Raw genomic sequence first — 6,984 nt, forward strand, 5'->3', positions numbered from 1 at the left:
TCAGGCCGGCGCCATAGTGGCCGACTTTTGCTCCGCCCCATGGCCGGTTTTTTACTCCGCCGTTGACACATGTTGCGCATTTATCGCAGAACCGACGGCATCGGAGGCCCTCCGGGTGTATCGCCGGTCGATTTCCGCATCCTTATCGTGTAAGAGGCAATCAACCCACAGCAGTGATAGCGTGCCGCCTATGGCCATGACGTTCCTTACGAACAACACGAAGACCAGTGTCAGCTTCACCGAAGCCGACACCACGCTGGTGCTCGTCAAAGACGTGATCCTTTCGGTCACCAACAGTGGCATCGTTGCGTCCGGTCTTGCAAAGGCGCGCGCCGTCGTGGTTGATGGTACGATTTCGGCCGGTGTGTCCGGCGTCACGTTCGGCGCGGCCAATGCCGGCGACCTGAAAGGGTCCGTCGTCGTCTCGGAGACCGGATCGATCGTCGCGGGCGCCTTCGGCATATCGGCGACGGCCGTCGGCATGGATATCGTCAATCGCGGTGGTATTTTAGGCAAACAGGCCGGCGTCAGCGTGGTCGGCAGCAAAGCGAATGTCGCCAACGAGGGCACCATTTCGTCGGCAGCCGGCAGTGCTGTCTCGGTGGTGGGTGCCGCGGCCATGGTCGTCAACAACGGCCGGATGGCTGGACAGACGGATGCCGTGAAGCTTTCCGGCGACCGCATGGCCATGACGAACAACAAGGACATCTCGTCTGCCACGGCCGCTGGCATTGTCATTGATGGATTGGGCTCGACCGTGACCAATAACGGGTCGATCGGCGCGCGCGGCAATGGCATCGTGGCAACCGGCGTCGCGGAGATCATCACCAATAATGGCACGGTCGGCAGCGGTGCCAGTGCGATCGTGGCGAAGGGCAAGAACGCCGTCATCACGAACTCCGGTGCTCTGCAGGCGAGCGTCGATGGCATCGCGCTTTCCGGCGCGAACGGCACGGTGACGAACAGCAAGATGATTGCGGTCGGTGGCACGGCCGTCAGCGTTACCGCCAATGGTGCGATCGTCAACAATCTGGGCACGATAAGCGGTGCCATCGGCATCGCCGTCGTGGGTGACGCCGCGCGAGGCGCCAACAGCGGCACGATTTCCGCCTCCAAGGGCAGCGCTGTCGATTTCACCAAGGCGGATCACGCCAGCTTCAACAATAGCGGCGTGTTGTCCTCGGCGTCCGGTCTTGCGTTCAAGGGCGGCGATGGCCAGCAGTCGCTGACGAACGGCGGCACGATCAAAGGCGATGTGCTTCTGGGCGGCGGCAGCGACTATTTCGATGGCCGCGGTGGCACCGTCATGGGCAAGGTCGCGGGTGGTGCCGGCCACGACACGTATGTCATCGACAACGCCCGTACGTTGTTGGTCGAAGCCAAGAATGCCGGAAACGATCTCGTCATCTCCAGCGTCAGCTACGCGCTGGCCGATAATTTCGAGTTCCTGACGCTGGGTGGGACGGCGGCGGTGAACGCGACCGGCAATGCGCTGGCGAACCAGATCCACGGCAATGGTGCCGACAACCGGATCGACGGCAAGGTCGGCAACGATATGATCTGGGGCCATGGCGGCGCGGATATTCTGACGGGCGGTGCCGGCATCGACCAGTTCGTCTTTGCCAGCGGCGACGGGCGCGATGTCATCACCGATTTCGCCGCCAGCGGCAAGGCGCATGACATTCTCGACCTGACCGGTGTGAAGGCGATCACCAGCTTCACCGACCTGATGAAAAACCATGCCCGGCAGATGGGTAGCGATGTGATGATCGATGCCACCGGTGGCGACAGCATCCTGCTCAAGGGGGTGAAGCTCGCCCATTTCGACAAGGGCGACTTCTTCTTTTGATCTCGTCGCGCGCGGGCGGCTCAGGCCGCCGCGCGCTGGAGCATGCCGAAGAGGTCGCGTGGGTCGTCGGGATCGGCGATGATGTCGATCTGCTGGAAGAAATCCGTCCCGACCAAGGCGGAACGCACATAGCGAAGTGCAGAGAAATCCTCCACTGCGAAGCCGACGCTGTCGAACAGCGTGATCTGCCGCGCATCGCGCCGGCCGGGCGCTTCGCCTCGCACGACCTTCCAGAGCTCCGTCACCGGGTAATCCGGCGCCATCTGCTGAATCTCGCCTTCGACACGGGTCTGCGGCGGATATTCAACGAAAGTGTCGGCACGCAGCAGGATATCCCGGTGCAGCTCGGTCTTTCCCGGGCAGTCCCCGCCGATCGCGTTGATATGGACTCCGCTGCCGATCATGTTGTCGGTGAGGATCGTCGCATACTGTTTGTCCGCCGTGCAGGTGGTGATGATGCCGGCACCCTCGATCGCCTGTTCGGCGCTTTCGCACGCGTGCAATGCGAGGCCCGAACCGGTGAGGTTGCGGATGGTCTTCTCGGTCGCCCTGATATCGATATCGTAAAGCCGGATCTCCGTGATGCCGAGAACGGCTTCATCGCCAGCGCCTGAAACTCGGCCTGCGCGCCGTTGCCGATCATGGCCATCACCCGCGTGCCCTTCGGGGCGAGATGCCGTGCGGCCATGGCGGAGGTTGCGGCCGTGCGCAGCGCTGTCAGCAGCGTCATTTCCGTCAGCAGGAGGGGATAGCCTGTGGCAACATCGGCCAGCAGCCCGAAGGCGGTCACCGTCTGGAGGCCGGCGGCCATGTTCTTCGGGTGACCGTTCACATATTTGAAGCCATAGATCTCGCCGTCGGAGGTCGGCATCAGCTCGATCACGCCATCCCGAGAATGCGAGGCGATCCGTGACGTTTTGTCGAAGACCTCCCAGCGCCGGAAGTCGTCCTCAATCGTGTCGGTCAGTTCGCGTAGGACGCGTTCGATGCCCAGATGATGGACGAGGCGCATCATGTTCTCGACGCTGACGAAGGGGATCAGGGCCTTTTCGGAAGGCAGGGCAGACATGGGTGTTTCCTCGTTTCAGAGGTCGATGGTAGCAACCGCAGATGCTCACTGAAACGGCAGATGATTGTCATATTCCTTGCTGAACCAAGCAGAGTGCCAGCCGGATTGTGCAAATTGCTCGATCAGCGCGAGAGGAGATATTGCCGCGGCGGGCTGCCCATCATCCGGCGGAACATGGTGGTGAAGGCCGCGATGTTCTCATAGCCGGCATCGAGCGCGACGCTGGTGATCGAGTGCCCGGCGGCGAGCCGCGGCAGCGAGGCGAAAAGGCAGGCCTGCTGGCGCCACGTTACGAAGCTGACGCCGGTCTGGGTGCGAAAGAAGCGCGTAAAACTGCGGCGGCTCATGGCAAGCGTTGCGGCCCAGTCATCAATGCTCGCAACCGCGCGCGGCGCCTCCAGAAAGGCCCGGCAGGCAGCGGCAAGCCGCGGGTCGTTCGGAAAGGGCAGGCCGAGCGGGACTTCAGGCAGTTGCTGCATCTCGTCTAGCAGCAGATCCATGATCAGCTCCCGCCGTCGCGGCTTTGGAAAGGGCGGCGTATCGCGCACCAGTTCGTCCATCAGGTTTGCTGCGAGTGTGGTGACGTTGACCACCTTCGGCCGCTCGACGAAGGCCAGTTGCGTATCGACGTAGATCGACAGCATTTCGACCGGGCTTATGGTTTCCGATGCATGCTCTAGGCCGGCGGGAATGATCAGGCCATGGCCGGGCGGGATCATCCAGCGCCGGTCGCTGGTGCCGACCACGACCACACCGCGGCGCGCGTGCCAGAGCTGCGTCTTGCGGTGCGAGTGCAGGGGGCTGCGCATGCCGGCCTTGTAGTTCCGGCCGATCGCATAGAGCGGCTCCTGCGCCGCATCGATCCGCTTCAGGCTCTGCCGATGCTCATCGAGATCGACACCGATCGTCGGAAAATCCACAAACCGCATTTGGCCCACTCACGAAAGAAGTGGACCAGAGCGCAAAGGTAGGCCAGCGTCAAGGTCTGTAGGAAAAGCGAACGGCGCGTTATGCGCCGAAACGGACGGCCCAAACCGGGAGGAGACCCATCATGGCGAGCGTAACCACACCAAGTGGGTCCGGGCAGACACCATGGCCTTTTCGATCATAGCGGCAGCCAGCTTCTGCCACATGCTCAACGATATCATGCAGTCGCTGCTGACCTCCCTCTACCCGCTGATCAAGGCGAACTATGCGCTCGATTTCGTCCAGATCGGCCTTCTGACCTTCGCGTTTCAGGTGACGGCATCGCTGTTGCAGCCGTTGGTGGGCGTGGTGACGGACCGTTGGCCGATGCCGTTCTCCCTGCCGGCGGCGATGCTTGCCACCTGCGCTGGGCTGTTTACGCTGGCCTTCGCCCATAGTTTCGAGGTGCTGGTCATCGGTGCCTGCCCTCATCGGCGTTGGTTCCGCCGTCTTCCACCCGGAAGCCTCGCGCGTGGCTCGCCTCGCCTCGGGTGGGCGGCACGGTCTTGCGCAATCTTTCTTTCAGGTCGGCGGCAATGCCGGCACGGCCATTGGGCCGCTGCTCGCGGCGTTCGTCGTCATCCCGCGCGGGCAGGAGACGCTTGGCTGGTTCTCGATCATCGCCGTCGTCGGCTTCATCGTGCTATCCTTCGTCAGCACATGGTATCTACGCCATCGCCGCGCGACGGCTGGCCGTCCAACGCTCGACCGCGCCCTGCCGCTGCCGCGCAATCAGGTGCTGTGGACCCTGGCCGTCCTCACCGTGCTGACGGCAACGAAGAACGCCTATCTCGCCAGTCTTTCAAGCTACTTCACATTCTTTTGCCATCGAGAAGTTCGGCGTCGGCGTGCAGGATGCGCAGGTCATGTTGTTCCTGTTTCTCGGAGCGTCCGCGGCCGGCGTGTTCTTCGGCGGACCGATCGGCGACCGGTTTGGCGCCCGCGTCGTCATCTGGTTCTCGATCCTCGGCGTCATCCCCTTCGCGCTGATGCTGCCTTACGCCAATCTCTTCTGGACCTCGGCGCTTGTCATCGTCATCGGCTTCATCTTCTCCTCCGCGTTTTCCGCCATCGTGGTCTTCGCGCAAGAACTGGTGCCGGGCCGTGTAGGGCTGATCGCCGGCATGTTCTTCGGCTTCGCCTTCGGGTTCGGAGGCATCGGCGCAGCCGTCCTCGGCCTGTTTGCCGATCGCTACGGCATCGAGTTCGTCTACCGGCTCTGCTCCTACCTGCCGCTGCTTGGCCTGCTCACTGTCCTGCTGCCGAAGCTGCCCGGTCGAAAGCGCGCCTGAGGCTACAGACTGATGCTACCGCCTGCGGCTCCGTCGCAGATGGCTTCCGCCTCAATCTCGACCGCGTAATCGCCGATCAGATTGCCGCCTCCCATCATCGTGTTGGCGGGCAGGACGGTGCGAAGACGCGGCCGTGGGCGCGGGAAACCGGCTCCCATTGGCTGGCGTCGCGAGATAGACGCGGGTCCGCACCACATCTTCCATCGATCCGCCGAGCGCGGCGATCGATGCGGCGATCTTGTCGAGGATGTAGGTTGCCTGCGCTCCCGCATCCCCGGCGCGACGCAGCGGTCGGCTGCATGCGTGGCCGTCGTGCCGGAGACGTGGATGCGGTTGCCCACGCGGACGGCGCGGCTGTAGCCGGCGATCGGCTCCCAGATGCTGCCGGAGGAGACACGGCTGCGTCCCGGCCGGCCCGGAACCGGCTCGGCGGTGTAGATCGAGGGAATGGCACTCAGATGATGGCTGAGATCGCCGGAGGCGGTAAGGAACGGCGGCTTGCGATATTCATCGCCGCAATCGCCGGGGATGGGCTGGGTGGCGGCGAAAGCCTCGTTAAGATCCGCATGGTCCTGCGCGTCGAGCGAGAAGCCGAAAACGTTCAGATTGTCGCCGCGATGCTCGTTTTCTCCAAGCCGCGCGCCGATGATCGTGGCGGCAACGGCTGGATGTTCTAGAACCCAGCGGCTGGCGACGTTCGACAGAGAGACATGATGTCGCCGGGCGATCCGCGATGCGGCTTCGAGGATGCCCTGAAACGCGGCCCAGCCGCCGGCCGTGTCGATGAAGCGCTTGTATTTCGAGCGGCTCCAGTCGGGTATCGTTTCCGGTTCCGGCGCACCCAGCCATTTTTCGGAGAGAAGCCCCCGCAGAGCGAGCCATAGGCCAACAGCTTGACGCCGCGCTTCTGGCAGAGATCCGACAAGGCGCCTGCGGCACGGCGGTCGACCAGCGAGAACGAGACCTGATTGGTCGTGATCTCGATGCCGTCGGACAGCGCCAGCGCCAGATGCCCCGCGTCGAAATTCGTCAGGCCCAGCGCGCCGATGAGGCCTTCTTGCTTCAGCCGCTGCATCTCGTTGAGGGCATCCAGCCAGGCGGGGTGCTGGAAGGTCCACCAATGAAACTGCAAAAGGTCGATCCGCTCGACCCCGAGCCGGGTCAGACGTTCCTCGACGCCGCGCCGCACGATATCGCGCGTCATCGGGCCGGGCTCGGGACACCACTTCGTGAAGGCGACCGGTCGCGGTGCATTCGGGTAACGCGACAGGAGACGGCCGGTGATCACCTCGGCCGAACCATAGTGATCGGCCATATCGAACGTGTCGAAACCGTTTCGAGCATAGGCCTGCAAGGCGTCTGCACCCATGTCCGGATCGATCGTCGTGCCGTTCTTTTCGATGTCGGCGACCTGCCAGAGGCCGCAGACGAGGCGGCTGATCTCCAGATCGGGTGTGAGGCGAATGCGGTCAGGGCGCTCGGTCATCAGGACGTCTCCCGGGCCTGCGCCCGCGTTTTTCGCGGCGGCCGAGCGCGCTGCGCTCGCCCAGAATGCCGCGGGGCCGAAGAAGAAGGATGGCGCAAAGGCCGACGCCGATTGCGACGATCTGCAAGGATGCGGCGCGTATCCAGCGACGAGCGCGTGAATATCGAGTGCCGGACCCATCGGCGGAGCCGAGACGGCGCTCATGCCATGGCTCCGAGATAGGCCTCGATGACAGCGGGATCGCGCGCGACCTCTGCCGGCTACCCTCGGCAAGCGCCCTGCCCAGCGCCATGGCGACGACCCGCGAGCAGAGACGGGAGAC

Annotated in this window: 3 protein-coding genes and 4 pseudogenes; 2 read left to right on the forward strand and 5 right to left on the reverse strand. The window is 63.7% G+C overall.

Annotated features, from left to right (window positions below):
* Window positions 1-196: 196 nt before the first annotated feature.
* On the forward strand, window positions 197-1,849 hold the full coding sequence (locus GA0004734_RS23635) for a calcium-binding protein (RefSeq protein ID WP_139056333.1): 1,653 nt from the start codon (window positions 197-199) through the stop codon (window positions 1,847-1,849).
* A gap of 20 nt (window positions 1,850-1,869) precedes the next feature.
* Here GA0004734_RS23635 and GA0004734_RS23640 read toward each other — a convergent pair.
* Together GA0004734_RS23640 and GA0004734_RS23645 are read right to left on the reverse strand one after the other, a co-directional pair.
* Window positions 1,870-2,918: pseudogene (locus GA0004734_RS23640) on the reverse strand (ornithine cyclodeaminase).
* A gap of 122 nt (window positions 2,919-3,040) precedes the next feature.
* Window positions 3,041-3,847, reverse strand: coding sequence for an AraC family transcriptional regulator (locus GA0004734_RS23645; RefSeq protein WP_092936420.1), 807 nt, complete (start codon window positions 3,845-3,847; stop codon window positions 3,041-3,043).
* Window positions 3,848-3,969: 122 nt separating this feature from the next.
* Here GA0004734_RS23645 and GA0004734_RS23650 point away from each other — a divergent pair.
* Window positions 3,970-5,176: pseudogene (locus GA0004734_RS23650) on the forward strand (MFS transporter).
* Between the two features lie 2 nt (window positions 5,177-5,178).
* Here the strand turns inward: GA0004734_RS23650 and GA0004734_RS26795 are convergent.
* The 3 genes and pseudogenes from GA0004734_RS26795 to GA0004734_RS26585 all read right to left on the reverse strand — a co-directional run.
* A complete protein-coding gene (locus GA0004734_RS26795; protein ID WP_348626120.1) occupies window positions 5,179-6,090 on the reverse strand; it encodes an aldo/keto reductase in 912 nt (303 codons plus the stop codon).
* A pseudogene (locus tag GA0004734_RS26800) lies at window positions 6,087-6,662 on the reverse strand (aldo/keto reductase); the annotation flags it as partial. The pseudogene GA0004734_RS26800 and the gene GA0004734_RS26795, both read right to left, overlap by 4 nt.
* Window positions 6,646-6,801: pseudogene (locus GA0004734_RS26585) on the reverse strand (branched-chain amino acid ABC transporter permease); the annotation flags it as partial. The pseudogenes GA0004734_RS26800 and GA0004734_RS26585, both read right to left, overlap by 17 nt.
* Window positions 6,802-6,984: the final 183 nt, after the last annotated feature.

The sequence above is a fragment of the Rhizobium sp. 9140 genome, from assembly GCF_900067135.1.
Classification (GTDB): Bacteria; Pseudomonadota; Alphaproteobacteria; order Rhizobiales; family Rhizobiaceae; genus Ferranicluibacter.

Excerpts from the sequence above, each read along its gene's own strand:
- GA0004734_RS23635 (WP_139056333.1), top strand. The coding sequence starts at position 197 with ATGACGTTCCTTACGAACAACACGAAGACCAGTGTCAGCTTCACCGAA.
- GA0004734_RS23645 (WP_092936420.1), bottom strand. The coding sequence starts at position 3,847 with ATGCGGTTTGTGGATTTTCCGACGATCGGTGTCGATCTCGATGAGCAT.